Annotated in this window: 21 protein-coding genes; 14 read left to right on the forward strand and 7 right to left on the reverse strand. The window is 54.4% G+C overall.

All coding sequences use genetic code 11. The features are described from left to right. Positions 1-20: 20 nt before the first annotated feature. Positions 21-2,618 carry a hypothetical protein gene (locus tag CMUST_RS09860; protein ID WP_158408221.1) on the reverse strand — a complete coding sequence of 866 codons (2,598 nt, stop codon included), beginning with the start codon at positions 2,616-2,618 and terminating at the stop codon, positions 21-23. A 95-nt stretch (positions 2,619-2,713) separates the two neighbouring features. Between CMUST_RS09860 and CMUST_RS09865 the strand changes: the two genes are divergently transcribed. Together CMUST_RS09865 and CMUST_RS16960 are read left to right on the forward strand one after the other, a co-directional pair. Beyond that, entirely contained in the window at positions 2,714-3,034 is a 321-nt protein-coding gene (locus CMUST_RS09865; protein WP_047262376.1) for a hypothetical protein, read from the forward strand. 554 nt (positions 3,035-3,588) lie between these two features. Next, a complete protein-coding gene (locus CMUST_RS16960; RefSeq protein ID WP_201779198.1) occupies positions 3,589-5,112 on the forward strand; it encodes an ankyrin repeat domain-containing protein in 1,524 nt (507 codons plus the stop codon). A 31-nt stretch (positions 5,113-5,143) separates the two neighbouring features. On the opposite strand, the gene CMUST_RS09875 is transcribed toward CMUST_RS16960, so the two are convergent. Continuing rightward, positions 5,144-5,719 carry a hypothetical protein gene (locus CMUST_RS09875; RefSeq protein ID WP_047262377.1) on the reverse strand — a complete coding sequence of 192 codons (576 nt, stop codon included), beginning with the start codon at positions 5,717-5,719 and terminating at the stop codon, positions 5,144-5,146. Between the two features lie 105 nt (positions 5,720-5,824). Between CMUST_RS09875 and CMUST_RS09880 the strand changes: the two genes are divergently transcribed. From CMUST_RS09880 to CMUST_RS09890, 3 genes are all read left to right on the forward strand, one after another. After that, a complete protein-coding gene (locus CMUST_RS09880; protein ID WP_047262378.1) occupies positions 5,825-7,450 on the forward strand; it encodes an LbetaH domain-containing protein in 1,626 nt (541 codons plus the stop codon). Between the two features lie 69 nt (positions 7,451-7,519). After that, complete coding sequence (locus CMUST_RS09885; RefSeq protein ID WP_047262379.1) at positions 7,520-8,890, forward strand: SWIM zinc finger family protein; 1,371 nt, start codon at positions 7,520-7,522, stop codon at positions 8,888-8,890. A gap of 107 nt (positions 8,891-8,997) precedes the next feature. Continuing rightward, positions 8,998-9,693 (forward strand): DUF6138 family protein, encoded by a 696-nt coding sequence (locus CMUST_RS09890; protein WP_052844643.1) that lies wholly within the window; start codon positions 8,998-9,000, stop codon positions 9,691-9,693. Between the two features lie 31 nt (positions 9,694-9,724). On the opposite strand, the gene CMUST_RS09895 is transcribed toward CMUST_RS09890, so the two are convergent. Continuing rightward, positions 9,725-10,891, reverse strand: coding sequence for an HNH endonuclease (locus tag CMUST_RS09895; RefSeq protein ID WP_047262380.1), 1,167 nt, complete (start codon positions 10,889-10,891; stop codon positions 9,725-9,727). Between the two features lie 187 nt (positions 10,892-11,078). Between CMUST_RS09895 and CMUST_RS09900 the strand changes: the two genes are divergently transcribed. The 9 genes from CMUST_RS09900 (at position 11,079) to CMUST_RS09940 (ending at position 21,107) form a co-directional block, all read left to right on the forward strand. After that, positions 11,079-12,050, forward strand: a complete 972-nt coding sequence (locus CMUST_RS09900; RefSeq protein ID WP_047262381.1) for a hypothetical protein — start codon at positions 11,079-11,081, stop codon at positions 12,048-12,050. Between the two features lie 7 nt (positions 12,051-12,057). Beyond that, the gene (locus CMUST_RS09905; protein ID WP_047262382.1) at positions 12,058-14,277 is read left to right on the forward strand and encodes a hypothetical protein; all 2,220 of its coding nucleotides are present in this window, start codon (positions 12,058-12,060) and stop codon (positions 14,275-14,277) included. Between the two features lie 61 nt (positions 14,278-14,338). Then, complete coding sequence (locus tag CMUST_RS09910) at positions 14,339-14,563, forward strand: hypothetical protein (protein ID WP_047262383.1); 225 nt, start codon at positions 14,339-14,341, stop codon at positions 14,561-14,563. An 89-nt stretch (positions 14,564-14,652) separates the two neighbouring features. After that, positions 14,653-15,825: a DUF7824 domain-containing protein gene (locus CMUST_RS09915; protein WP_047262384.1), complete on the forward strand. Its 1,173-nt coding sequence runs from the start codon at positions 14,653-14,655 to the stop codon at positions 15,823-15,825. A 289-nt stretch (positions 15,826-16,114) separates the two neighbouring features. Next, a complete protein-coding gene (locus CMUST_RS09920) occupies positions 16,115-16,354 on the forward strand; it encodes a DUF7660 family protein (RefSeq protein ID WP_047262385.1) in 240 nt (79 codons plus the stop codon). A 108-nt stretch (positions 16,355-16,462) separates the two neighbouring features. Continuing rightward, positions 16,463-17,074, forward strand: coding sequence for a hypothetical protein (locus tag CMUST_RS09925; RefSeq protein ID WP_047262386.1), 612 nt, complete (start codon positions 16,463-16,465; stop codon positions 17,072-17,074). After that, entirely contained in the window at positions 17,071-18,099 is a 1,029-nt protein-coding gene (locus CMUST_RS09930) for a hypothetical protein (RefSeq protein ID WP_144414178.1), read from the forward strand. The genes CMUST_RS09925 and CMUST_RS09930 overlap by 4 nt, the downstream gene beginning before the upstream one ends. 112 nt (positions 18,100-18,211) lie before the next feature. Further along, entirely contained in the window at positions 18,212-19,369 is a 1,158-nt protein-coding gene (locus tag CMUST_RS09935) for a hypothetical protein (RefSeq protein WP_047262388.1), read from the forward strand. Positions 19,370-19,538: 169 nt separating this feature from the next. Continuing rightward, positions 19,539-21,107, forward strand: coding sequence for a hypothetical protein (locus CMUST_RS09940; protein ID WP_047262389.1), 1,569 nt, complete (start codon positions 19,539-19,541; stop codon positions 21,105-21,107). Positions 21,108-21,180: 73 nt separating this feature from the next. Here the strand turns inward: CMUST_RS09940 and CMUST_RS09945 are convergent, their stop codons facing one another. The 4 genes from CMUST_RS09945 to CMUST_RS09955 all read right to left on the reverse strand — a co-directional run bounded on the left by CMUST_RS09945 (position 21,181) and on the right by CMUST_RS09955 (position 23,622). Beyond that, entirely contained in the window at positions 21,181-21,885 is a 705-nt protein-coding gene (locus CMUST_RS09945) for a DUF4241 domain-containing protein (protein WP_144414179.1), read from the reverse strand. Positions 21,886-22,032: 147 nt separating this feature from the next. Next, positions 22,033-22,626, reverse strand: coding sequence for a hypothetical protein (locus CMUST_RS16015; protein ID WP_144414180.1), 594 nt, complete (start codon positions 22,624-22,626; stop codon positions 22,033-22,035). Next, entirely contained in the window at positions 22,607-22,888 is a 282-nt protein-coding gene (locus CMUST_RS16020; protein WP_052844647.1) for a hypothetical protein, read from the reverse strand. Before CMUST_RS16020 ends, CMUST_RS16015 begins: the two co-directional genes overlap by 20 nt. A gap of 323 nt (positions 22,889-23,211) precedes the next feature. Further along, positions 23,212-23,622, reverse strand: coding sequence for a hypothetical protein (locus CMUST_RS09955; RefSeq protein WP_047262391.1), 411 nt, complete (start codon positions 23,620-23,622; stop codon positions 23,212-23,214). Between the last annotated feature and the right edge of the window lie 18 nt (positions 23,623-23,640).

Genomic DNA, 23,640 nt, shown 5'->3' on the forward strand with positions numbered 1-23,640 from the left:
CACACCCAACATCCTTGCGGTTACGCAAGAAGTGCCCGCAGTTTTTGTGCTTTGGCCACGGCTGCGGTTTTCTTCTTTGGTGTGGCTAGGGTTTCCAGTGCTTGCCATTCCTCGGCTGGTATTAGTCCGCGGCAGGTCGCTTCGGCAAGGACTTCGCCATGGTAGAGGGCGTTGTCGAGTACCCGATTCAGCCATTTCGGCGCCGGCCCGCCGTCGTCAAGGCAGCGTGCAGCATGAGCAAGCGACTCGGTGATCACAGGCCACAGTGCGGGAAGATGGGCGGGTTCTTTTTCCAGCACCTTGATGATCAGCAGGGGTGACCAAAACTCCTCCTTGAGCAGCTTGGGCATCACTTCTTTCACGCTTGCTGCCCGCACATGATTGTAGTGAAGGTGCAGGCGGAGAAATTTAAGGGTTGCATCCGCATCGCTTGACTCCGCGAGGAAGCCGAAAACGACGAAGACCAACGAGTTGGTAAGAGCCTTTTCGGGGTCAAAGTGGGTACTACCCCACTGGTATTCTTGGTCGGGCAGCAGCGTCCACTGTGAGCCGTCATAGTCAAGACAGCACCCCCAGTGAATTTTTTCCTCACCTTGATACGCATCAAAAACCCAAAAGTCCTCCGAGAATGCGCGGCTTTTCACGAACGTTAAATCGGGGTAGTTGGGCACACAAATGGTGGCATAAACCCTGCTTGTGAACCAATCTTTGTCAAAATGCCCCTGATGAAGCCCCACCGTTGCGTGATCCGGCTGGGTGCTGCCAACCCCAACCCCGTGCGGCCAGGCCAGATCGAAGTCAATACCTGGCGGCTGAGTTTCGCCACGTTTCGGTAAAAGTTTGTCCACGGCTTGCGCTGCAACAACCAGCCTAGAGGACCCCGACTTGGCAGCACATGCGCGAATACCGGGCAGTTCAAGTACAGACGGATCCGCAGCACCTGAATCCACGGCGCGGATAACGCTGGGGAGAAGCTCACGCGTGAGCTCGGCGAGTTCCGCCGCACCCTTATGTGGGCGCTGCGCTGCCGCAGCAATAGTGAGGGCATCGTTGATGATTGGCCACACCAACGCCAACATCCCGTCCTCGGCAAGCTCACGGAAAACTTCAGCCACCCCATGGAAGCTCGAAACTTTTTCCTCCCACCCCATAAGAGAAATATCGGGAACACCTGGGGCGAGTAGGCCCCTCTGCCATGCCAAACGGATGGCTTGGTCTAGCCCTTGTGCTTTTCCGTCTTTGTTGAAACGGGGTGCGGTGATCAGGTTGATGGCAAGCCCTGGGGTGAGTGGTTGGCTGCGCAGTGCCACCTGTTGCGCGGCAGCACCCAAGGGTTTTCCTTTAATACCTCGGTGATGTGACGCAGCAAAATCAAGGAACATTTTGTCCCCGATCAGCGGGAATGCTTGGGCACTACGGAAGGAAAAATAGGGTGCGTCAGCGCTGCGCGGAATGGCGCGGAGTACCTTGGTCACTGGAAACTCGTCTACCCACAGGTAGGTTTTGTTGTCGGTGGTCCACGTTCCCACCGAAATGTCGGTTTCGCGAACTGGTTGCAGCAGGTATCCGGCGATGATAGTGGCTGCTGATTCGGGGTACTTTTCGCCGGTGAATGTTGTCACTTCCAGCCCAAACGATTCAGCTTTATGGACAAATGCTTCAACGTCGTGGCTGCGCATGTCGAGTCGGCACAGGGCAAGAAATAGGTCCGCCTCGATGACGGGAAGACCACGGTCGCGGTAGCATGCCAGCCGCTCTAAAAAGTCGTCGGGTGTGATCCTGAAATCTACATATGAGGGTTGCGAAAGCACGCAGGGGATTGACCCTAGTTGGAAAAATATTGACCGGTTTCGGGCATCGACAGGGTCCAGCCCGTAAGCATGCTGCATCCGATGTGTGGCATACAGGCTTCTTGCAAGGATTTTTTCGGCTGCGCCACGGTCGTGTTGTGCGCATTCGGCCAAACCTGCGACGAACCGTTCGAGGTGAATGTCGGGGACGAAATTATTTACGTGATAACTCCACGTTGTTTTCTGCAATTCTGCTACAACATCATCTACTGTGTCCCCGCCGCGTTCGAATCGTGGTGGCTGCCACAAGGGTGGGGCTGGTTCCCATGTAAGTGTGGGGGTGATAGTTTCCGTTGCCGCAACGGGTATCCCACCGCGGGTGAGAAGTTCGGCGGCAAGCTTTGCCACCTGCTTATTATTTGCGCACGCTAGTTCGTGAAGCCGCGGTTCAAGTACAGTAAGTTCCGCCGCCCCCACATCGTGGCGTTTCAACAATCCCTGTAGAACAATGATTTTCGGCTTCACCGTGGGTGCGTAAAGCGCACCGAGCGCACTGTCGCACAGTTGGGTAAGCCCCACAAGTGCGCAATAACGTGCACCTATCGCGTTGATCAGTGCTGAGTCACCTGTGCCGATCATGCTCCCGAGCTCTTCCGCATGGCTGAGGATTTCCTGGTCAGTGATTGCAAGGTTCTCACACAAAAATTCCACGTCCTGTTTGTGCTGGCTGGGGCGGGTGGGTGCGTTGACCGCCTCGACCGCACTGCGGATGGCTTCGACACGGTCGAGTTCATGCGTGTGTGGTAGCTGAGAATTGGGGTGTGCCATTGAGAATATTCCTTGCGTGGTGCGTTCTGGATTCTGTTCTAGCACATGGTGTAGATAAGCTTCACGCTTTTCGACGGCGGCACGAGGTAGCATTCATGCCTATGTACCCCGAATTTTCGCAGCATGTGCGCCACATCAAAAGCTCTGCCACAATTACGACACTGATCGATGATGAGCTCAGCCCGCAGGCGGCCACTGCGGCACACCGCATGGTGGCACTTATGCCGGAAAACGCGGCGGAGGCTAAGTCCCGTGCCAGCGAGATTTCGCAATGCCTGCTTGAGATCGACCTGGCGCACACAGGGACCGGACACAAAAATTCCGACCCCCTTTTAGCGCTCCTGCATTTCTGCGAATTATGCACACAGCCACCCCACATCGCACCCGAAGACAGGGTTACACTTTTACGGGAATGATTTGATCAATTACCTTCCGACTCGTTGCTGGAAACTGTGATGGTGGATTTCTTTGAAATGGCCGAAGATGAGGAAATAACAAGCCTCGAACGCTTCGTTTCAGAGATTTCCCGTATCCATGCGTGCTGCCATCAACCCCACCCGCCTTCGATTTGCCACCCTTTTTTCTCAGCTTCCTTGCCGCTTGGTGCGGTTTCGGGTAGAACAACTACCAAACACCGCCGCATCTGACTCTGAAGTATGGGAAGTGGTGATTCAGAACGCAATCTTGTTGCACAAATAATTGCTGTGGAAAATCCACCGTGTACTCAAAAACTACGATTGCGGCTTTTACGCAGATTTTTGCCGTTTAGTCTTTCTTGGAAAAACCAATTCCATGCCGCTTTTCTTCCTCAGCTGCTGCCCCACTTTCGACCCTACTAGCGAACCGTTTGTGCAATTTCGCGTGGTGTTTTTCGTTATGGTTTAGGTAGACCAGATGGTGGGGATTGTATCCAAGTCAACTGTGGTTCATTGAAGATGCCCCCAGGAAAACTATCACCCCTTTTTTTGCTATGACAGAACTTCATTATGAATTCACCGGCGAATCCAAAGTCGTCGATGGTGTGACCGTCCACCGAATCCGCGCCCTTGAAAAACACTACGGAGGTGCATGTTTCGTCGCAGCAGGTGATCTGGGTGGTTGGGTGGAAGAGGGGGTTCGCATTCCATCCACCTCGTGGGTAGCTGACGAAGCGGTAGTCACAGCTCATTCAGACATCCGCGATAATGTACTGATCGGCGAAAACGCCTACGTCAGTGGTGGCCCCATCGGCCATTCAACAATCAAAGGCAATGCCAGAGTTGATGGGTGGGTGGAAATTTGGCACTCCACTATTCGCGGCGACGCCACCATCAATGAAGGCGCCGTGTGCGAATACACAACCATTGGCGGGAATGCGTATCTCAACAAGTACTCAGATATTTTGGTTCTTCAACCCACCCACGAAACAAGCTGCCCCGTCACCGTTTACCGCACCACCACCGGCCACGAAATCCACACGTACCACGGCACATGCACAGCGGAGACGTTCCTAGAAACCATGGATGCGTGGCTTCGTAAGACAGAAAGCGAGGGCGAAGAATATCACCGCTGGTTCACCCTCTACTTAGGCTGGCACCGCCTGATTTGTGATTACGTTAAGTTGTGGGCGGCGTCGACAAGCAAAGAAACCTCTTCCCTGCTTTACAGCGACGATCGGGACACCATCATTCGCGGGCTGGAGCAGATCACATTCGACACCGACTTTGCCGCCATCGAACCGGCGATCTGGCGCTTAACTAGGCTTGACGACGCCGACATCCAGCACGCCCTCACAAAAGCGTGCATCAAATTTCCACACCGCGACTACCTAACAAATTTCCTCATGGACCGGATCCGCGACACCAACGAAGAGCACTTTTGGACGCGGTATGATGCGGTGTGGGTTGCGCTGTACGGCGACATCAGCACCTTCGGTTATGAAGACACATTCCTTGAACTTGCCAGCGGCGGTGCGTGCAGCGACCTAGCTATCGCCGTGCTGTGTAAACACGAGTGCCCAGCGGTGATCCCGCTGGTGGAGAAAAACCTTAAAAGCGGCGCCGACCCCGATCTTTACAATGCCATCATGGGCACCACATCCCCAGAATTCGCACATTTAAGGATGAACTTGATCAGCGAAGAATTACAACAGGTTTTCCACCGCTATTCCACCCACCCCAGTTTCATTAGTGCCGGGCGACTGACCTCAGTGGATCAGCTCGGCTCCATGGACGAGACGCTCCTTAATGCGGCGGTCAACTCCCAGGACAAACACAGCGTGGAAATACTCCTTCAACACGGCGCTGATGTCAACGGCCCAGGTGAAATGGGGTTCACCCCGCTGCATAATGCCTGTCTCCACGGCAACGTGTCCATCGCGCGAGTATTGCTCGACCACGGGGCGAAGGTGGGGCCAAAAAATGAGTTCGGCTACGATGCCCTGCACTATGCCCGCGAAGGAAGCCACGACAAGAAAACGGCGAAAGCACTCACGGAGCTGCTGAAACGTCCTTAACAATCTAGTCGTCGAAAAGCATGTGGAACCACTATCCAACGCAGAAGAATTCGCTAAACCCTGGCCAGCATTCTTCCCCAACGATTTGCTTCGCAATCACTGTTGTTTGTTTATGAAACTCCGGATTCTCATCGCACGATGGAACCTTTAAATCCGCAATTTCAAGGAAAGCGCGCAGAAACTCAGAAAAACGTGGTGCGAGTTTATACTTATCCCAACTGCCGGGAAGCATCCCATACACAACCCCAGTTTCTAGTTGCACAAATGCTGGTCCTTGTTGGATTTCCGTTCCGAAGAAAATGCATTCCCCGAAGTCCCACTCGGGGTAGAGCTCAATTTCCTTGGTCTGACGGTTTTTAAACGTGGCCCACCCATCCGATCCATTAAGACTCTTCGCAAACGGGTTGAATTCAAAATACTTGCCCTGTTTGGAACTCACATAGTCGTCGAAGGCTAGGCGACTGTAAAACTCCGCGATTTCACCACGCGGGTGTGTAAAAAGCGGCGGCGCAGCTTCTAATTCCCGTGCCGGGACCAACTCGACCGATGGGTTTCTGGGATTTCTTTGACTCCATTCGATAAAACGCTCTAACAATTGGTCGTCCATGCATTTCTCCTTGTTGCTGCCAACTATATCCAACGGATTATCCAAGCGAAAATGCCGTGAGAATTTCAGACACTGCTCATGTAACTCACATGGGCGGAAACTATCATGACGCACAAGCAAGGATTTTTAATAACGATTGGCGAATTAGTGTCTGATATCCATTTCGAGCTGACAAGCGAAACTAAAACCAATAGCCAGGGCGAACTTCTGTATCGTATCCGCGCTATTCAGGATATTCCCCTGCGGTTTGTGAGTGAAGGGGACTTAGGCGGTTGGGTAAGTTCCACCCACACTGCTGACGGGAAGCCACGTATAGGTCGAAACGCCTGGGTGGAAGACGACGCTGAAATATTTGATAATGCCAGGGTAACTGGTCACGCCCGGGTGGGTGACACCGCGATAGTGTGTGGGAATGCTCGGGTGAAAGGTCGCGCACGGGTGCGTGGTGCGGCACAGATCCGCGATAATGCAGTGATTCGTGGCGCCAGCGTCATCATTGGTGCGATCATTGACGAACACGCACGTATTGGCGGTGAGGCGCAGGTGTGTGGCACTGTATCCGGCCACGCGTGGGTGACTGAGCAGGCGATTGTTAGTGCGTCGAGCAGCATCACTGGTTCAGCGGTCATTGGTGGTAGAGCTACGATTGAAAATTCCTTTGTAGGCGGCCGAGCAAAGGTCACAGGCACCGCCCATGTCATTGAAGACAGTCATATTTACGGCAAAGCCCGTATTTCGGGCATGGCGTGGGTGTGCGGTTCGAGTGTTGGCGGAACTACCCGGATCACGGCTGCCATACCAGCGAAAATAACCATCGGAGGTTCCGCTGACATTAGTCACCCATCCCAGTGTTTCGTTTTCGGGCCGGTGGGATTCGGTGAGGATATGGTCACTGTTTACCGCAAACGAAATCGAAATGTTGGCGTGCAGTGCGATGTAAAACTCAGCAAAACAGAACGCACTATTTTAGATGCAGCCAAACGCCAGGTGTTGCGAAAAACTCCTGACCTCAAGTTGTGCTTTGAACTCACCGATGAATTCCGCACGCTTGACGACGGCACCCGGGTCTACCGGATTCGCGCGACTCGTACCAATAGTTACTTAGGGGTCGCTAAAGGTGATCTAGGGGGTTGGGTGTCGAGCACCCATACTGCTGATGGCACACCACGCATTATTGATTCCTGGGTGGCAGGTAATGCAATCCTGCGTGACAATGCCCGGATCGTCGAAGAGGTATTGGTGCAGGATAATGCCATTATCAAAGATGATGCGTATCTTTTCCGCGGCGCCGTTGTCAGCGACGATGTTGTCGTTGGCGGTTGCACAACGATCACGACTGTTGCTGAAATTAGGGGCAAGTGTGAGCTTTCCGGCGGTTCGCGCGTATATCCATATGTCCTGCAAAAAATCACCGGACCAATCGAAGATGCAAACATCCGCACGTATGCCGACCATCGGCGCTTTGATTCGAAAGACATGATTGTCACGGTTACTCGGTTGCGTAAAAATCGAGCCCACATTGGGATTTTCAATCCCGCAACGGAGTCGTGGTCGAAGGTTAATACCGCGCAGTTCATTTTGGATCCAACAAGCACAGGTGTTCCTTCTGAGCTGCACCAAGAGATACTTGAGGCGTTACGGGATTGGGAGTGTCAGCACGAAAGTAGCATTTTACTCAACCAAACAGAGCCGTTCCGCAACGGAGTTTCCTTTAAATTGCATAAGAAGTAGTGTGCCCCCTCCATAAATTGGGTAATCTATATAAAAATTCGCACATTTGCACGAAAAGAGGAACTCTTCATGACACGGCTGTTCACCGGCACTACTTTGCTTGACGACGATGGACTCGACCTCGCACTGGCCCCCGGCCTGGGTATCGAAGGACTGGAAGCCTCCCCTAGCTTCTTCCACGGCTTCGCCACCCATCCGCAGGTTTTAGCTCGTGGACTAGTTACCCTGGCAGATATCACCGCAACCAGGTATTTCAATTATGTTCCCACCAGCGAACGCGACCCGATCCTCTCCGCCCACGGCGACCGGCTTCGTGCTGAGTGTTTTTCCGCTTGCAACGGCGTCTATGCCTGTTTAGAAATCAATGAGCAGGGGTTAGACGGCGGCGAAATTGGCCGCGGCACCACCAACGTGGACTTAAGCCCCGCCTCCCGCGCGGTTTTGTCCGCCTTACCCGCACAATCATTGCTGCATGTCGATGTTGGTTCCGAGGGTCTAACCGCTTCCACCCCTACAGAATCGCTTACAGAACGTCCGGTTGAAATGCCGGAGCGTTGGGTTCGGGCTTTAGGAAATGCCTCCAGCATGCATAAGGAATTTGAAGAGGTTTTCAGCGTTCCACAATCTGGTGCCAGGGCTTTCTTGGCCAGCCTGCCTTCCGCCACCGGTACTGGCAAGGCTGGTTGGCTTAGCAATCAACGCGGCACGGTACGTGTTTCCGCCCGCAAAATGCCAGGTGGTGTTCAGGTAAACGGCTTGCACCGGTTGAGCGCATTGAAGCGGCTGCTCACCCACGTACAAAGCATGAGTTTCCACGCCCCGACCGAGTCGGATTCCGTTGCCGGAGCAATGGTAACTCTCGAGCTACCTGGTGCTCGCCTTACGTTAGGGCTCACCGACCAGGAATGGCGTGGACATTCCGGTGAAGGCTCCTTGCTTGTTGATCTCGCTAAACCAGAAGTTCGGGAGGACGCAGCATTACTGAGTGCCTTATTATCTTTTGAACCCATCATCGATGTCGATCGCCTTGCCCGCGAAGCGGCTCTGAGCACAAAGCGAGTGGAAGCCGCGTTGGCGGTTTTGGCTGCTTCCGGCCGGGTGGGGTGGGATATTCACGACCACGCATACTTCCACCGGGAGTTGCCGGACAACCCAGACGCAATTGAAAAGGCCAATCCCCGGTTGGTGTCTGCCCGTAAGCTCGTGGCAGACAATGCGCTACGGCCGTTGGAGGGCTCGCCCCGCACATGGATCGTGCGTTCCAGGGATGCAGAGTACCAAACCACGCTGGGCGAAAACCCCGAAGCACCTGAAGAAGGCGCTCGTTGCACATGCTCGTGGTATCTAAAACATGCCGGTAACCGAGGCCCATGCAAGCATGTTCTCGCGGCAAGCATGGTTTCCTCGATGAAGCCGGAAGAAGCCATTAGTGCACTTTAGATACGAAGACTCATTTCGCGATGAGGAAGCCAGACGATTCTTAGATGCCTTCGTGTCGGAGATTCGTTCTGGCGCCACACATGGTGATGGTGTGACCCGTAAAGTTCTTGTTCCGGGTTGCAGCCACCGATTTTGATGCTAACCCCACCGCAATCCCCGAGTCGTTTTTCCACTTTTCCTGCACCGTAGCGCGGGAGATCTTCGATCAGGTCACTGTCCTGGGTTCCCCACTTGCCAAGCAATTGCAGAAAACCGGAAGCATGGATCTGCCGAGGATCAACACCGCCCAGGCCAACGATGTCCTCGCCACAATCACGATCAAGGAAGAATCCGAGGAAAACTATCGCATTGCCCTGGAATACCTCTGCCAAATCCTCGACATAGCTGATTTTCCGCGCAGCTTTTCCTTTAAATTTAGAGGCCCACGGAAGGAATACCTCAAAGGATTAGCCTGCAACTGCATCAATCAATTCTTTACTTCTGCGGCCGCCTATCCCCAACTCCATCCGCTCATCGCAGACTACACCCGATCCGCGATGCGGCTGGACGAGTGGTATTTGAACCTTTCCGACAGCGCATATATTCCCTTGGTTTGTGATTTGGTTGATTATGAGCATCAATATAACCATCATGCATTCATTAAGGCTTATATCCAACGGCATGGGTTCACACCAGATGCCTTGCGCATCCTAGCTTCCTGCCCGGAGGCGGAACATGTGCCAGCGTATGCGAAACGAGTAGCACATGCCGAAATCCTCAAGACCATTTTGACGCTACCTGACGATACGCGCTGCGGGGAATGAAGATGCCCTCTTCCAAAGATCTTGCCCCGCTTTACGACGAAATCCTCGCACGCGGCTGACTCACTACCAGTGGTGGTGGTTTTGTGTGGTTTTTTCGGTGTTGTGCGTAGGTTTGTCCTTTCATGTGGGTGGGGTGGAGTGGGATTGTTGTGAGTGTGGTTTTTCCGCCGAGGGTCCAGGTGACGCTGTTGTCTGGGTTGAGAGTGTAGCTCCAGGTGCCTGCGCCTTTCAGAGTGTGGCATCGGTGGCAGAGACTGAGGAGGTTACGTGCGGTGGTTGGTCCGCCATCACGGTGGTTGATGGTGTGGTCGCGTTCGATGTGGGTGAGGGTGCGGTTGCATAGTGGGCCGCGGCACTGGTTGTCTCGTAGATCGAGGTAGCGTTTCATTCCGGTAGGGGTTTGGTAGCTTTCGCTGGTACGTGATTTTTCGCTATCAAGGTCACGGTAGTGGGTGACGAATTGCCTATAGTAGTCGGCGGTTTCTGTGTCGACTGCGCCTTTACCGGGAATATAGAAGTGTGTGTTGTTCGTGGTGTATAGGTTGATGTGCACGCTAACCGAGGTTGTGCTGGTGATAAAGTGTGTGAATGCTTCCTCCAACGAGCAGTGCTGTTGGTCCGCGATTGTTGCAAGCGCGGTGGTAAATACCTCGGCGGTGACATGATCGGTGACAGCAGTGATTTCTGTTAATCCCGCTCCGATATCGACGCAACGTATTTCTTTTTCAGCAACGTGATCTTGTGCTTCATCGACGCCGTAGATATCTTCTATGATCCTTAGGCTTAGCTTCTTCAACCCGGCAGTTGTGGGTAATTGCTGATGGGAGTGTGTGGGGGCTAGGTTTGCAACCAAAGCGGCGTCGACGTCCGGGAGGGTGTCGTCGGCAAGTGAAAACAGTGGCTGAAGTAGCGCCCGTAGGTGCTGCATATCGAAAGCCCACGTTGTGGTGTGCCAGTTTTTCAACGCTGGCAGTTTGTCCAAAAACAGCAACGTGTGGATGTTATTACCTGCAATATACGCGCTGGTGCCGGTTTTTGTTGCCACCAAAATTGGGTAGTGGAACATGTCCGCATCCCACACATCGTCCGATACATACCGAGCCCACATACTAAATTCGTGTTCGTGCAGCTGCATAGTCAGTTGCGCATCGATGTCGTCGGGGTCGCAACAGGTATAAAACCCACGGTGAAGATTCATTGCTCCTCTCCTTCCGACGGTTATCTAACATGAATGCGATACCACCATTATAAAATACATGTTCGATTATATTCAATACCCATAAAAGGCAATCCCACCCGCGTTTTACCCCCAACAATCCTAATCGAACATAGTTACATCCAGATTCCACATGCAGCGTTTGCAGAAAAACGTTAGGCTAATCACTATGCAACGCCTTAACCCAGCTCTACCCAAAGCGTTGAAAGTATTCCGAAAACTCAATGGAAAGCTAGGCTCACCAGCTCAAAACGCGGCGGCACGCGAAGGCCTTCTCACCGGCGACATCGCCTACTTCGACCGCGACGCAACAGGTTTTCATCGGTGGATTCTGCCAGATTTCTTCGACAGCTGGCGCTTTCTTCCCAGGTTGCTACCGTTTGCGATCCGGCTAGGAATCAGCCCAGAGCGTATGAGGGATTTTCGATTTACCACCCCCGACACCACACTCACCCTCGCAGCCATACACTCCCGTGGTGCTGCATACGCGCAGGAATGCGCCACGGTGGTGTCACGCACACATGCATTTCGCTATCTTGCGAAAGAACTAGGCGTTGCCAATCCACCGCTTGTCACCTGGTCTAAGCAGATGAGCGAGAACATAACGTGGATTGAAAACAACGTTCTCTACCCGTACTACGACCTCGCCGACTCTGGGGCCACTTATCACCTAAAACGCGGCGGCATGAACCTTGATGAGGAACAGTTATGGTTTCTCATCGACTTCGCCCACACCGTCGCACACAGCGACCACCCCGATGCCACGCGACTTTCGGAACGCATCTTCGACCTTGTCTGTGCGTGCGATGAACTCGATCCCGGCGCGATCAAACGATACAGCGGAATCCCCATCCCCACGGAGCTCGCTCATCTTCAAACCGAAAGCGTGACAGCGCACGCGGAAAATGGCCGGATCACCATCGACTTGCGCGAACCCACCGATCAGATTCTCACATTTCTTATCCGGCTTCTCAGCGGCACCGATTTTCCCCAAGACTTCACGCTCACGGTTCGCCACCGCGGTGAGACCCCGCAGGAAAAAACCATGTCGGAATTCTTAGAACGATTCGAATCCTCACCCCTGAAACCGCAGCTAGAGGCCGTGTTAGGTCGGGATGATAGCTTCTACATCTATAGGTAGGAAAAACATGAAGCTTGCAGAATCACTCACTATTTTCAAAAGTCTCGGCTGGCACGAAGCAGCAGTGACTGACGCCCCCACCTTACCGCTCGGTACCCCTGAGCAACAAAAGCTGGCACTTGCCGGGTTGCGCTCCGGCGAATGGGGGCGCGGCGGGCGCACCAAAGAAAACCCCCGCTACCACTGGATTAGTTATGTGGAGGGGCATGAAACAATGCTCACCTACTTCGCCATCCGACTCGGAGTGTCCATCCCCCGCACTCTCGAACTCCTGCGCGGTGAACACACCGACACAAATGTCGCCGTCATCCTCTCGCGGGGCGAAGAATTCGCCACCACCCTGGTCAAACGTGCCGCACGGATACAAGACGACCGCTTCAACATCGCCCACACGATAGTGAAAGTCGGCCTCGAAGTAGACTGCACCGATGATCTGCGTTACCTGCACTTGTGGGCCGCACAAGTCCGCGAACACCCCGAACTGGCGCACACCAGATTCTTCGAACACGCGCACGCCACACTGGGGCTCGCCACCCGGGCGATCGCTGATCTCGTCACCCACGCCTACAGCACACACATCATCACCCGCGACCAAGCCTTCGAACTGGGACTTTATGGGCTTCGACTATCCGCACGCCCCAGCGACCGCAACCAGTGGGCCACATTCCTAGCCAAAGAACTACCCATCACCGACGCCGAACTTATCCACCACAAAGGAACCATCCTTGGCGCCCTCAGCACGGGGGATGCCACCCCCATTGAACTTCTTGGATTGCCGCTACTCCCCCACCTAAAGGGGCAAGATTTTATAGAAGCAGCCCTCGCCTGCCTCTACGCCAAAACAGCCCAAGCACAACTGAAAACCTTGAGCCTTATCGAAGGACGGGAGCTAGATACCACGCTGCAAACACGGGTGGCGGAGTTGGCGGCGTCGACAAACTCGAAAGTGGCGAAGAAAGCCTCAGCATTCCGCCCACCGCTCGTTAAAGAAAAACCACCCTCCGACCTATGGCGCGACACCCCACCGGTGTGGCACATGCCCCGCTTCGACCGCCCACCCGCCGCCGTGGACGCGCTGGTGGCTGAGCTGCCGCACATCAGCATCGACCGCAGCCGCTGGGAAACATTCGTCGATGAACACGCCGAACGATTCCTCGCGGGGCTTGTCGAACTTGCCGCCAACAACCCCGCCGCCGCACGGCAAGCAATAAGCGGGACTGACGAACATATTTTCAACGGGCTGCTGCACAAGTGGGCGCACGGGCAGGAAATCACCTTGGACGAACGCCACACACTGGACCGAATCCACTGCGTGATGGCGGTGCTCGGAAAAATACCGTGCATGCTTTCCGAACCCAGTTTCGCCGACCTCAGCATCAGCTTGCCGGATCTATGCGCCCGCCTCGCCCGCTACCAGGAGTCGGGGACGGCGGTCTTGATCGCGGATTTCCTGCTCGCCTTGTACCGGCTGCGCCTCACCGACGATTCCGCCAGCGTGCCGGAGTTTCCCATCCCACTCATACATGTCGACGGAACGCGGATCGACGCCGCCGCAGGTGATGTGCTACGCAGCTACCTCGATGACCCCGTGATCGATCGTGGGATCTACCTCCATAACGGCGTACACCCACGCTACCGCCATGAGATTGTGGCGCTACCGGAATCCCTCACGTCGGTACCAGGGCTTTACCCTAAGGATTTCGCAACCCACAACATTTCCCTTGATGCTGCCAGTTTCCCCACGTTCGGCGACTCCGTACTGCTCGATGTGGGGCGGGGGCTTGTACCCCAGAGTGCTGTGCGCGCAACCAATCGTGCGGAGCCGCTAAGCCGGGCCGCGGCAACCAACCTGCTCAGCGTCCCCGACACCACCGCTGCTATTCTCGCGTGGGAACGCGGGCTACTCATCCCAGGCCGCATCGACCTTGAGTACCTCGACTGGCAGCCAGGCGTGACCCACATTGCGGATTTAGTGGGCACAACCTGCGAGTTAACCGAACAAGGGCTGCTGAGCGTGGTGTGGCCACTGTGGGACGCACTGTTGGTTTACGCGGTGGCCCAGAAACGTCTCCCCAGCGGAATCGTCGACGTGGTCCGCGCCATGGGTGAGTATTTTCAGTGTGTTCCCGTGTCACAGCGGGACTGCCCAGGTTTACGTGCGCTCGCCGCAAAATCGGGGAAATCGGAATCCGTGGTCAAAGCTCGAGAAATAGTGGAGAAGCTGTGATGAACCCAATTCCAGTAGTGCTTTTCGACGCCCCCAAGTGCGCCTGCGAGGTGTTTGCCTCATGCACGTAGTCCAGTTCATCGACACCACACTCACCACCCGTAACAAATCCAACTACCAGAAGGTGGTGGAGCTGGTGCACGAGCACCAGCTGGACTACCTGGATAACCCCACGTATCTGCGCGCATGGTACTACACTATCCGCGCGATCACTCACACGGATGAGGTGGCCTGGCGGTTCTTCGACCACCTCGTAGCCGCCGCACGAATCTTAAAATCAACCTGAGTGACGAGATTTCCTTAGGCCTTGAGCTCGGTTATATAACCCGCGACCAGGCCATTAAGGTGGCAGCAATCACGTGGCATGGAGGGTCCATGCTGCGCGAACTTCACCTCACCGATGAGGAGCTGATCCGCAACGCGCACCTGTTCGTCTCTCACGACAGCGCGGTGGTTACCGCGTTTGGGCACCGCATTCTCACGCTCATCGACGCCCCCGATATTGCCCGCGCGGCCCTCGCCGCGGATACGAACACCGCGGTTCGGGAAACCTTGCGAGTGCTTGGAGACGCTGCGACCGGCGTCGACAAGCTTCAAACTGAGCTGAAAGAGTTGTGCACAAGCGTGGATAGCCAGATTGCGCAGCTCGCCGCTGTATTACTGGGACGCCCCGCCGCCACACCCACTTGCGAAATTCACCCATCGCCACCCGTGTGGCAGCCACCTGCGCTCACACATGACATCCCGGCGCGTTTTTTCGTCACCCGTGTGGAAGCACACACGTGGGTCGACCCGCTGACGGCCTGTGCGGACTTAGGGCAGGAGTTTTTAATCTCCACGCCCAGCCACGCGGATTTCAGTATTGCTGCGGATGTTTTCATTGATCGACTTCGGGCGTATGCGCGGGCTGGACAGCCGATTCTGGAACCGGATTTCGTGTTGGCACTGGGCAGGTTACGCATCCACGACGCCGACCAGGTCGCACGTCAGGTGGTGGGTGTGCGTGTGCCGCTTTACCCGGATCCGGGTGTGGATGCCGGCCAGCTCGCCGCCGCCTACGCACACGACCCGTTTCGCGATCCTGGAATGCGCGGGTGCTACGGGAAGGACGTGGAGTATCCCGCTTCGCTGTCGGTGCTGCCTAACCGGTGGGCGGGGAACAGCTACGATCACCGCGCATTCCCCCGATTTGCCGACAGTGCGTTTTGCCGTTTCCTGCACGACCCGGAAGGATTGGAGGGCGTGGCGTTTGCTGGTAGCCCGCTTCCAGCCCCGGCACTTGCTGCCCTGTTCCGGTCGAGTGCGAACCAGGAAACGATCGAAGCGGCGTGGCGGCGGGGGCTCGTGTGGGAAGGCAACATTGACGCCGCGCTTTTCGACGCCACCACCCTGTCCCACGTAATTACCCTGTGCTACCGGTTGGCGCAAAAGGGAATGGCGGGGTTTGTGATCAAGCTCCTGTCTGAACTTTCCCAGTGCTTTCCGGTGCAGGAAGTGGCGGACGCCTTGGTGAATGTGCGCAGGTGTGTAGAACAAGGCCGAAAGTAACGGCGCGTTTCGTGATGAGGAGCCTTTCAGGCTTCTGGTTGTTCCCGCCACTGCTCACGTTGACTTCAAGAAAAAAGCTGCTTTTCCCATCTACATAGCAGGCACGTGGGGTTTTAAGCTGCACAAATTCAAAAATTTATCCCTCTGTTTCTTCACCTCAAATCCTCAACTAGGGGTCCAGAGAAAAGTCACACAGAAGTGGATCCGTGAAAATGCTGCAATGTGGTTACTGATTGTGGAAAGCTGGAACGATAAATAACCACCAGTTTCCTTATTGAGAGGACGTTTCGTGGAAGATATTCACTCCCGCAGCGAGTTTGTGCGCTTCCTCGAAAATTTCCGCGCGGAATTTCAGAGTTCTGATTTTGAGAACACTACGTTGGAAAATTTTCTTGAGGCCATGCAATTCTGGATTGAAGATATGGATGGTTACTACCAGAACATGGGCAAACCAGAATGCTTAGGGGAAGAAACCCTGACATGGCAAATGTTGGTTGATATTTTGGAGGCGGCCCGCATCTACGAGTGATGGTCTATTCCCGCACCTCTGCCTGGTTCTGTCGGGGATGATGAATCCGCTGGTGAGCATGGACACGATTGGGGGCCATGTTGGACCTGTTTATTAATATCTAGAGATGTGACCGCTAACCCCCACCTCCACGACGCCCTTAAAATTTTCCGCGAGCTGGGCTGGGCTGATGCCTCCCAAGAACACGCCTTGGATTTGCCGCTGGGTTCAGCAGAGCAGCAGCGGCGTGCCGTTGCTGGATTGCGCACGGGTGATTTTGGAGAATTTGGCTCGTACCCGGATGGTTCCTTCGGGTGGCTTTCGTACGTGGATGGCCATGAGTTCATGTTGGGGCTGTTCGCTATCCGGTTGGGAGTTTCGCCACGTCGTGCCTGTGAGGTTCTCTCCTCTGGGGAGCTTGGGGTGGCGGTGGATGTTCTTGCTGATAGGGGTGAGGATTTTGCCTTTCAGTTTGTCACTGCGGCAACGAAGCGCCGTGTAAAAAATCCCCTCGTGGTGTTGGGGTTGGTGGAGCGGTTCCAGCTGCCGGTGCCGGAAAACCGCTGGTATGTGGAAGCGTGGGTGAACAACTATGAAAAAGCAACCGACCGGTTTTTAACTCACCTGGGTGTGTCCCTTGCCCACAGCACACAGTTTTCTGGTCAGGTTCTCACATTCGGAGTTCGGGAGGGTTTTCTCACCCGCGATGAGGCGGTCACCGGTGCGTTTTTGGTGGGTTGAGCACCACGAGGAAAGCCACGGAAAGGCGGGCGTGGACGAAAATTCTTGTTGAGGAACTTGCGGTCACAGGAGAAGAAATGCGAGCCTACCTGCCGCAGCTTGAGCAGGTTTTGTCCACCGGTGACGGTGTACTCATCGAAGCCTTCGCTTTGCCGCTGATCCCGATTGTGTCAGATGAGGAGCTTATTCCCCTCGCAGTTGCCGCACTCTACGCGAAAACCGCGAAGGCCAGGCGAAAAGTGTTAGCAAAGCTCAAGCACCGTGTCCTCCCTGCCGAACTCGCCAAGCGCGTAGCCGAATTGGAAGCAGAACTACACTCCACTAAGAAACACACCGCACCGAAAAAACCTGTGCCTGTGCTGGACATTCCCGTTCTTGACGATGAGCTTTTCGCCCTCAAATGGCCAACCCCCGCGAAGCCGGCAAATGATATTCCCGCTAGCTCCGGTTATACTTTCCGCCTTGAACAAGACTTCAGCTTCACAGTGATCAACCCCCACCATGAGGAGAAAACCCACACCCCCGCCCCGTACTGGGCCAAACATGTTGCACACAACCATGAACTCGGTGGGATCTCCTACCCCACCCCAATCCTGATCGCGGTGATGCTGGGCTGGTGCATAAATCCCCGCACCGCCAAAGACGCCCGATGGGAATTCCGCAATCTCATCACAACCAGTGGCGCCACCGCCGCCGACACCCGGATTGCAATCCGTGGGCTGATGACCAGCCCACAGTTTAACCCCAGTGCGTTCGCCCCCATTGTCAAAGAACACTCCCCGCTTCTTCCCGTCCTCTACCCTTTGATTACCGAGCCCCTCAACCACAACATCCAACCGTGGGTCAATAAACTCCTTGACGTGCTGATCCATCACGCCGACGTCCTCCTGGCCGCCACCCGTCGCGGCCACATTAACCCAACCGAATGGGGTGGACTGGCTCAGTTGGCGGCCACGACAAAATCCACCACCGCTCGGACCAAAGCGAGGCGACTGGGTGAGTTTTACGCCGATGGCAGAAATTAAGCGTCAGCCGCGATGTCCATTACCACAACGTGGGCACAGGCGAATACTGTAATGAGGACACCGCTAATTGGCAGATATTCTATCGGCCACCCGAATTTATGAATAACCTCGTATGACGAACATTAGAACCCCTGGATACATTCACAACCCGCACGACTATTGGTTACCCACCCCGCCGCTGTGGGAGCTGCCGCAGTTTCAGCGTGGCAAGGCAACCGAAGCGGAAATCTTCGCGTTGCTGGAGGTACTCGGACCGTGTGAGAAGGTAGTGCCTTGTGTGGAAACCGACCAGCTTTTAGCAAGGTTGGTTGAGCGGGGTTCGCTGGACCGGATTTTCCTGCCGGAAACCATGTGGAGTGCTCAAACGGAAGATTTCTTCTTCACCCACGTTCGCGGGGTGCTCGATCACCTAGGTGAAGTGCCGTTTCTGCTATCGGAACCGTCGTTTGTTGATTTAAGTATTTCCGCCTCAGATCTTGTTTCCAGATTGCGCCGCTACAGTCAATTGGGACTAGACGCACTGGAAACGGATTTAGTGCTTGCTCTGTGCCGGATTGATGTCGCGGGCATTGATGTCGCTGCGGTAACCGATGAGTTGGCTGGCATTGATTCTGAGGCGGCTATCCGGGCAATCGAGTACATTAATGATCCAATTATTGAGCCGGAGTTGGAGTGGACGTCCATCCCTCATGAAGCGTGGCGGGTAGCTTCCCCTCCAGGACCGGAAGGTTTGCTAAGTATCGGATCGTTTCCGCATTTTGGTGCAGCCGCGATGAATCACGATCATTTTCGAGACTTCAACGAACACGAGAAGGGGTTGTATTTCGCCCAGGTGGCGCGTCGAAAAGCACCGTTGTCGGCGGCGATGGCGATAAATCTACTGGCGGAATTGTGTTTCGATAATGTGCCGGGGCCGGTGGATAAGGCCGTGCACGACGCTTGGGAGCGTGGGCTTCTTATTCCCGGCGAGCTTGATTGGGCGATGATTCATTGGACCAGCAATCTCGATTCCTTAACCTGGTGGGATCAGCGGTTGTTTATGCTTGCGGAGGAAGGGTTGTTGTCCGTGGTGTGGCCAGTGTGGGATCAGATCGTTGCGACAGCTGCGACCGCCAACCGCAAAATGCCGATGGGAACGATCAATGTTGTCAAAAATATGGCAGCGTTTTGGGGTGTTGCGCCGTCGCATGGGATTGAAGCGTTGGCGAAGCGCCCAAACCAGTCGCAGGCGAAAAAACTAGCCCGAAAAATCCTGGCAGAGAATGCTTGACGACGACTGATGCGGCGTCGAAAAGCAACATCCTCACCACATCAATTTTTAAATTGACCACAATTTAATTTTGGAGCGGTTGTATTGATCATCACAAGACGCTACATACTCTGTCCAAATCGATACAATGCTTCTTGCCGTAATCCACTGTACGAGAAGGTTTCCTAGCATGACGTTTTCGCAAGAGGTTCTCAACCGCCTCCACGCCCTATCAGCCACCATTGCCGAGCATGATGGCACACTTTTGAGTGCTTTATCAGCGATTTCGTTCCCCAAACCCCCCAAAGCGAAATATTTTACCGACCCGTGTTTCAGTGAATTCGAAGCCGCTTTGATCCTGCAAACCAATCGCGAAAACCCCCGCGACGCCATCACCTGGTACGACATCGAGTGGAACCCCTACACAATCACCCCGTTTACACCAGGCACCGCCGACTTCGAAGAATGGGACGGGATCGCAGATGGTCTCAAACCACAACTCAAAGTCGATCACGAAACCCCAACCCTGATTGCTATCGCAAACCACCTTGGAACCGGCTACGTCGTTGTGGCCGAAGACCCCAACCCAGAAGATCCCGACGTATACGTTATTGACCACGATCTTTGGCTTGGCGAGATTGACTATGACATGAAGTTCTCCGAGTTCCTTGACCGCTTCGCCACAGAAGAAGAATTCCAAGACGAGGTCGCCGACTACTTCCGCACCATCAAAGACGAACCACCCTTAGAAACCTACATCCAGGAATATGTGAAAACCAACCCACACCTCCACGACGCCGTAGCGGTGTTCAAAGAACTCAACTGGCATACCGCCAAAATTGAAGACGCACCCACCCTCCCACTCGGCACCACTGAACAACAGGAACGAGCATTACGTGGGCTCGAAACAGGCGACTGGGAAGCCTACGCCGACATCCCAGGATTCGGCCACACCCGAATTCCCGCCACCGACGTAGACGAAGAAATGCTCGGACTCTTCGCAATCCGATTAGGAGTCACCCCGAAACGCGCAGCCGAAGTGATCTCTGATAGATACGGCGAACAGGTGGCAGCAATCGTGGAAAAACGAGGCGCTGACTTCGCCACCGAATTTATCAACCACAGCAGCACAAGGTTTCCGTACATTGCCGTCCGCCTCGTCCTCACGATGGGGCTCACACCACCAACCTCCGAAACCTACATCGAGACATGGGCCAGTATGCTCAAGAACACATCTCTGCATCCAGATTTCCTGAGGATTCTCGTTACAAAATTCCAACCAAGCTTCGAACAACACTGGAACATAGCGAAAAACACTCCCGCGGCGTCCTTGGTCATTCCAAACGCCGTTGCCGGTGGGCTGCTGGATCGGGATGAGGCTATTGATTGTGCATTCCGCAGCCTTGCTGAAAGCACCCGCCCATCAGATCGGAAAAAATGGGTTATCGTGATCGCCGACGATCTAAAGCTCAGCGCACCTGAGCTACACAAGTATCTGGACACCATCACGAAAGTCGCAGCAACCCACGAAACTGTGGTCATAGATAAGCTTGTGCTTGACTTGCTGCCGATTCTCAGCGCTGAAGAATTGTCCGCACTTGTTCCACACGCGTTGCAGGCAAAAGCCGCGAAAACAAGGAAAGCTGTGGTCGCGTGCTTAGCGTCACGGCCGGAGCTGAAAGAATCACTGGCACCAGTGATCGCAGACATCCCTAGCGCTCAACAGCTTTTCGACGCCTGGGAGCGCTCACGAAAATAACGCATCACCGCAGTTCACACAAGCGTTCGCTCACGCACGGATTGCTTTTCACCCAAGGGGGCAGACACGCCCCCTAGTCTTCGTCGTCCTGGTCGTCCTCGTCGTACTGGTTGTTTCCAACAACCTTGAAATCAACATGGCAGGCAACCAGCTCATCAGCGGCGTTATAGGAATAAACAACTGGGTAGTGCCCATCACCCCAACCAGAGTGGCTGATAACAATGCTCGCACCATCAGCACACCCCGGGATGGGAATGTTCGCCATTGCTACTTCATAGTGATCAGAATCGTCGATGAAATCCCACCACCCCACAGCGTTGTCATCTTTCGGCCAGATAAAATCCTGCGCTTTGTCCTGCTCTACACATATCTTGGCGGCATCAGCATCCACAAGACCGACCGTGGCGGAATCAACCCCCACTCCCCAAAACCCCTCGATGGGCGTAGGATCAGCCTCACCAACACCGACCGGCCGGGCGAGCCGATAGGTCACAGCAGGCTCGTCACGCACAATGATGCTTAAATATGCTTCCCGTTCATGCGACCAATCTTGTTCTTCAGACACATCAGCCACCGTGACCTTCACCGGAAAGGTGCCGCTTAGAAACGGAAATACGTAATCTTCGGAGAGGGTGAAAAACGGATCGCACGCTTCGATTTTTCCTGAACTAATCGTAATCGTGCCCACATCAGCCACACGCAATTGCCACGGACTATCAGAATCTTGGTCGTAATCCGACCCCACGCTGCAAAGCGGATAAAAATCTTGCGCTTCCATACCGGAAATTATAAAACCCACCAGTACATGTCCACAGACGTTTTTATCTCACAGAATTTTCTTCATGATTGATAGCGGTGCAGGTGAGCTCGGATATGCTCTCGCATAAATGGGATCGTGAAATCAAGCACCCCGTGACGCACAGGCTTAATCAACCCCCGGTTGATAAGCCTGCGCCGACGTGTCGAAAGCTGGGTTCACCGGTTTCCCCATATGCTCAGCTATCGCACCGAAAGTGATTGCCTCTTCCTGCTGCGCCCTTGCAACCAGAAATTCCAGCTCACGCTCAGGAAGGCTGCGGACGGCAGGCATGTGCACTTGGGTGCCCATCCGTTCAATCACCAGCGGCACGCTCGCGTCAACCGACTCTATCGCGATTGTGCTTGTTTCAGAAAACAGCCACGCCACGGACCCGATGAGCTGAATAAGATAGGCGTAACCGTGGCACAACTGTGTAGCACGAGCTAATGCATCCGGAGTAAACGCTTTATCCCCCAACTTCGCGGTTGCCTGAAGTATCGTGGCAACCTCATCATCGGATAAGTCTTCGCAACTAAAGGGCACGGCGCGGCGTAGAAAAGTTGTCCCAGGATGTTCTAAAAGCGCGTTGATTTCGTGGGGCAGACCCGCGAAACAAAATGCAATATTGAGATTCTTACGAGCCACGTGCTGAATAACCTCACTCAGCTGCCGCAACTGTTCAGGGGATGCGGACTGCACCTCATCCATCGTGATAAACACACCGCTGTTTTTCGCCGTAAGTATCTCGCAACATCGACTGAAGGTCGTGTTTTACCTGGTATTTCTCTGATTTTTCAACCCCCACCGAACCAAACTTACCAATGTTTATTTGGTTGATGTTGATGGCGTGACCGCCAGGGTTTATGCGAAGCAAAAGTTCCGGCAAAACGGTCTGCTCCAGCTTGTCGATCATGCTTTTCGACGCACTCGCCTGCACAACTTCCCAACCCAAACGCTCGGCTTCAGCTTCAGCTTCATTCAAGAAAACGGTCTTCCCCGATCCCCGCAAACCACTTACAAGACTAAACCGTTAAGCGGCACCCACACCCTCCCGCAGCGCATACTCGACTTGGAGCAGGATGCCTTTGCGCCCTGCAACAATGGATGGGCTGATACCAAAAGTGGGTCGAAACGGATTGGAAACCATATCAACGATACTATCACCCCACGTCAAAACCTATGCCTGTGCGATTTGTACGATTCCAGCAAGGGGTGATGATAAAACTCATCTTCGAAACTGCTTCGATTCAAGGTCGATTAGCTAATACTTAATCCCACCAGCTACAACCGAAATGGCAAGCTACCTTAGCCCAACTCTTCTGGCGGAGTGATTCCAAGTGCAGTACACCAAGCAACGCCCAACTCGGGGCCAGCTTCTTGTGGTGATTGATACTTGTCTTCGGTGTCAGTAGGCAGGCTGGCGTAGGTTTCGACGAATTCTTTGATTGCTTCCTCCCGCCCCGGATACCTAGCGCTAAAGAAACTGACGAACTCTTCCAGGTTGTTTGCCGGGACTTCCGCCGGGTCAAGATCATAGACCAGGGCGGGGTTAGTGCCGAAGAAATATGTGACAGCTTCTCCGTCTTCGGGCGCTATATCAATTGAGAATAAGAATGTATCGGCGATGCTAAACATCCAATCCTCTTCTGGCCCAATGCCAGGGTCGGACAGGTTCCACTCGCCGTCGATAAGTTCCCAACCAGCAAAGTATCCCACGTTAAGCTCTCCTTATGC

This window comes from Corynebacterium mustelae, assembly GCF_001020985.1.
Taxonomy (GTDB): Bacteria; Actinomycetota; Actinomycetes; order Mycobacteriales; family Mycobacteriaceae; genus Corynebacterium; species Corynebacterium mustelae.

Excerpts from the sequence above, each read along its gene's own strand:
- CMUST_RS09860 (WP_158408221.1), bottom strand. The coding sequence starts at position 2,618 with ATGGCACACCCCAATTCTCAGCTACCACACACGCATGAACTCGACCGT.
- CMUST_RS09865 (WP_047262376.1), top strand. The coding sequence starts at position 2,714 with ATGCCTATGTACCCCGAATTTTCGCAGCATGTGCGCCACATCAAAAGC.
- CMUST_RS16960 (WP_201779198.1), top strand. The coding sequence starts at position 3,589 with ATGACAGAACTTCATTATGAATTCACCGGCGAATCCAAAGTCGTCGAT.
- CMUST_RS09875 (WP_047262377.1), bottom strand. The coding sequence starts at position 5,719 with ATGGACGACCAATTGTTAGAGCGTTTTATCGAATGGAGTCAAAGAAAT.
- CMUST_RS09880 (WP_047262378.1), top strand. The coding sequence starts at position 5,825 with ATGACGCACAAGCAAGGATTTTTAATAACGATTGGCGAATTAGTGTCT.
- CMUST_RS09885 (WP_047262379.1), top strand. The coding sequence starts at position 7,520 with ATGACACGGCTGTTCACCGGCACTACTTTGCTTGACGACGATGGACTC.
- CMUST_RS09895 (WP_047262380.1), bottom strand. The coding sequence starts at position 10,891 with ATGAATCTTCACCGTGGGTTTTATACCTGTTGCGACCCCGACGACATC.
- CMUST_RS09900 (WP_047262381.1), top strand. The coding sequence starts at position 11,079 with ATGCAACGCCTTAACCCAGCTCTACCCAAAGCGTTGAAAGTATTCCGA.
- CMUST_RS09905 (WP_047262382.1), top strand. The coding sequence starts at position 12,058 with ATGAAGCTTGCAGAATCACTCACTATTTTCAAAAGTCTCGGCTGGCAC.
- CMUST_RS09910 (WP_047262383.1), top strand. The coding sequence starts at position 14,339 with ATGCACGTAGTCCAGTTCATCGACACCACACTCACCACCCGTAACAAA.
- CMUST_RS09915 (WP_047262384.1), top strand. The coding sequence starts at position 14,653 with ATGCTGCGCGAACTTCACCTCACCGATGAGGAGCTGATCCGCAACGCG.
- CMUST_RS09935 (WP_047262388.1), top strand. The coding sequence starts at position 18,212 with ATGACGAACATTAGAACCCCTGGATACATTCACAACCCGCACGACTAT.
- CMUST_RS09940 (WP_047262389.1), top strand. The coding sequence starts at position 19,539 with ATGACGTTTTCGCAAGAGGTTCTCAACCGCCTCCACGCCCTATCAGCC.
- CMUST_RS09945 (WP_144414179.1), bottom strand. The coding sequence starts at position 21,885 with ATGGAAGCGCAAGATTTTTATCCGCTTTGCAGCGTGGGGTCGGATTAC.